This is a genomic window from Paracoccus sp. UBA5162 (assembly GCF_002413585.1).
In the GTDB taxonomy this organism is placed as follows: Bacteria; Pseudomonadota; Alphaproteobacteria; order Rhodobacterales; family Rhodobacteraceae; genus Paracoccus.
In genome coordinates this window covers 1,989-2,244 of record NZ_DHXG01000076.1, presented here as the reverse complement: position 1 = coordinate 2,244, position 256 = coordinate 1,989, and the positions used below count along the sequence as shown (strand labels likewise).

Here is a 256-nt window from a genome sequence, read left to right as displayed (position 1 = left end):
GATCAGGTCGGTCAGGGACTGGGACAGGAAATGGTCGGCGCCTTTCTCGACGAGATCCGCGCCCGTTTCGACCCGGCGGAACTGCTGGCCGATGTCTTTCTCGATAACCAGCCCTCGCGCCTGTTGCTGAAGAATCTGGGCTTTCAGCGCGGCGAGGACGGGCCGCTGGCCTCGTTGGGCCGCGACTCGGTGGATGAGGGCACCGTCTACAACTGGCGCCGCCGCCCCGCGAGCTGAGGCGCATGCGACGGTGCGC

The 256-nt window shown here is 67.2% G+C and carries 1 protein-coding gene; it reads left to right on the top strand.

The window, feature by feature from the left end:
* A partial coding sequence (locus tag B4A72_RS11895) for a GNAT family N-acetyltransferase (RefSeq protein WP_292978688.1) occupies positions 1-237 on the top strand: 237 nt, incomplete at its 5' end.
* Between the last annotated feature and the right edge of the window lie 19 nt (positions 238-256).